General features: G+C 61.9%; 2 protein-coding genes and 1 pseudogene. All 3 read left to right on the top strand.

The window, feature by feature from the left end; genetic code table 11:
• Positions 1–49 precede the first annotated feature (49 nt).
• Positions 50–253 (top strand): annotated as a pseudogene (locus tag IEX32_RS21205) (DUF5372 family protein); the annotation flags it as partial.
• A 61-nt stretch (positions 254–314) separates the two neighbouring features.
• Positions 315–497, top strand: coding sequence for a hypothetical protein (locus tag IEX32_RS20225; protein ID WP_188773334.1), 183 nt, complete (start codon positions 315–317; stop codon positions 495–497).
• The gene (locus IEX32_RS20220) at positions 478–2,535 is read left to right on the top strand and encodes a recombinase family protein (protein WP_188773333.1); all 2,058 of its coding nucleotides are present in this window, start codon (positions 478–480) and stop codon (positions 2,533–2,535) included. The genes IEX32_RS20225 and IEX32_RS20220 overlap by 20 nt, the downstream gene beginning before the upstream one ends.
• Positions 2,536–2,572 lie beyond the last annotated feature (37 nt).

Below are 2,572 nucleotides of genomic sequence, written 5' to 3'. Positions count from 1 at the left end.
CTGCTCAGAATGGCGACATACTGCCAACGAACAGCCGGCTGATGGCCGGATCAGCTACCGTTTCCATCCGCGCTTCGGCGAGATGGTGCAAATCAGGCGCCGGCTCGAATACGGCGGCGTCGCATACGTCGTCATACTCCAGCCCGACGGCTCGTTCGCCAGCTTGCCAGCCTGGATGACGGAACCCGCAGCATCCCGTTTCGCTATTGGCGGCAGTCCGCGCTTTCCACTTGATATCCTGCGCGCAATGCGCGCCGAAGTCGACGCCCTCCTAAGCTGTCTCTTGCCCGAGTCAAAAACGGAGACAGTTGATTATGGCGCGCAAATTCACAACCCACCAACCAAGTCTGTTCGACGCAGAGCCACCGCGCGTGACGCCGTGCCCGAGGCGCATGATCGAGTTGCGGGGCCTTCTGGAAGGTCTGATGCTCGAGATCGCGCAGACGCTGGTCAACGTGGGAAGCGCGGAGGGCGGTCATGAACAAGATCACGGCTGAGCATCTCCAGCGCAGCGCTTGCGTCTATGTCCGTCAATCGACGCCCGACCAGCTTGTCCACAATCGTGAGAGCCAGCGGCGTCAATATGCGCTGGCCGATCGCGCCAGGCAGCTAGGCTGGATGGCGGTCGAAATCATCGACGATGATCTCGGACGCTCGGGAGGCGGCATTGCGCGCCCAGGGTTTGAGCGGCTGTTGGCCGCGATCTGCGACGCTCGTGTGGGTGCGGTGCTCGCGATCGAGGCTTCGCGGCTTGCCCGTAACGGTCGTGACTGGCACACATTGATCGAGTTTTGTGGACTAGTCGGCACCATCATCGTCGACGAGGATGGAATTTACGATCCTCGTCACCCCAACGACCGACTTCTGCTGGGCATGAAGGGCACGATGAGCGAGCTCGAGTTATCGCTGTTTCGCCAACGCTCGCAGGAAGCTCTGCGCCAGAAAGCGCGGCGCGGCGCATTGGTGCTGGGTGTGGCCGCAGGCTATGTGAAGGTCGGGCGCGACCGGATCGAGAAGAATCCGGATAGGCGTGTTCAGGAGGCCATCGGGCTCGTCTTTGAGAAATTCGCCGAATTCAAGAGTGCGCGGCAGGTTCACATCTGGCTCAGGGACGAAGGGATCGAATTACCCGTGAAATCGCGCAGAGGCGAGGCTCACGGTATCGTGTGGCGCCTGCCGGCTTACAATATCGTGCACGGCATCCTGACCAATCCCATCTATGCCGGTGCCTACGCCTTCGGGCGCACGACCAGCCAGGTAAGCGTGGTAGACGGTCGCAAACGTATCCGGCGCGGCGTGCACAAGCCGATGGCCGAATGGGATGTCTTGATCAAAGACCATCACGCCGCCTACATCGCCTGGGACGAGTTCGAGAGCAACCTCAAGGCCATCGCCAGCAACGCGACCGGCATGAGCAATGCGCTGGCGCGCGGGGCCGCCCGTGAAGGCGAACTGCTGCTGCCAGGCCTGCTGCGCTGTGGGCACTGCGGGCGTAAGCTCTATGTTCACTACAGCGGCAAGCTTGGTCGCTATCACTGCTCCGGCGCACGCTTGAACCATGGCACCGCGCGCTGCATCTCGGTGAGTGGCTTAAGCATCGACGCCGCGATCGCCAATGAAGTGCTGCAGGTTCTGAAGCCGGTCGGGATCGAGGCCGCCGTCAAGGCAATCGAAACGCAATCGAGCGAGACCACGGCAGGTGAGCGGCAACAAGAGCTCAGCCTGCAGCAGGCCCGCTATGAGGCCACCCATGCCCGCCGGCAGTACGATGCGGTCGATCCCGCCAATCGGCTCGTTGCCGGCGAGCTGGAACGCCGATGGAATGAGGCCTTGCAGGCAGTGACCAAGATCGAGGCCGAGATCGCAGACATGGTCGCACGGCGCCCGCCTCCGCTGGGGGAACAGGAGCGGGAGCAGCTGATGGCGCTTGGCGCCGACCTCGAACGCGCCTGGTTGCACCCGGCAGCAACGCCAGCGACGCGCAAACGCATTCTGCGCACCGCGCTCTCGGAAGTCATTGTGCGTCGGGATGGAGCGATCATCCACGCCGTTCTGCACTGGCAGGGCGGAGACCACACCGAACTCAAAGTGAAGCAGCGCCTCAACGCCGCAGGGAGGCATAATCCTCGCATTCCTGATGACACCATCGCGCTGATGCGTGAGCTGGCTCGACTGATGCCGGATCGTCAAATCGCGCTCCTGCTCAATCGCATTAAGGTCGCAACCGGAAACGGCAACGCCTGGACGCAGGGGCGCGTGCGCGGCTTCCGCAATCATCACGAGATTGCATGCTTCCGCGAAGAAGAATGGACCGAGCGCGGCGAGATCACGCTCAACGAAGCGGCGAAAATCATCGGGGTGTGTAATATGACGGCGTTGCGCATGCTACGTCGCGGCACCATAACCGGCCGACAAGTCTGTCCCGGTGCTCCCTGGGTGATCAAGGCCGCAGATCTGGCCGGTCTCTCCAGAAGGAAACTGTTGGCGGCTCCGCTAACATCAAATCCTGATCAGCAGGTCTTTGCCTTTCAATGAGTTAAGATGAGGTGCATTATGAGTCGTGGCCGCTGGG

The sequence above is a fragment of the Novosphingobium endophyticum genome, from assembly GCF_014640675.1.
Taxonomy (GTDB): domain Bacteria; phylum Pseudomonadota; class Alphaproteobacteria; order Sphingomonadales; family Sphingomonadaceae; genus Novosphingobium; species Novosphingobium endophyticum.
This window is presented reverse-complemented; position numbering and strand designations above follow the sequence as displayed.

Bases quoted from the DNA above. Each gene is read 5' to 3' on its own strand.
- IEX32_RS20225 (WP_188773334.1), top strand. From the start codon at position 315: ATGGCGCGCAAATTCACAACCCACCAACCAAGTCTGTTCGACGCAGAG.
- IEX32_RS20220 (WP_188773333.1), top strand. From the start codon at position 478: ATGAACAAGATCACGGCTGAGCATCTCCAGCGCAGCGCTTGCGTCTAT.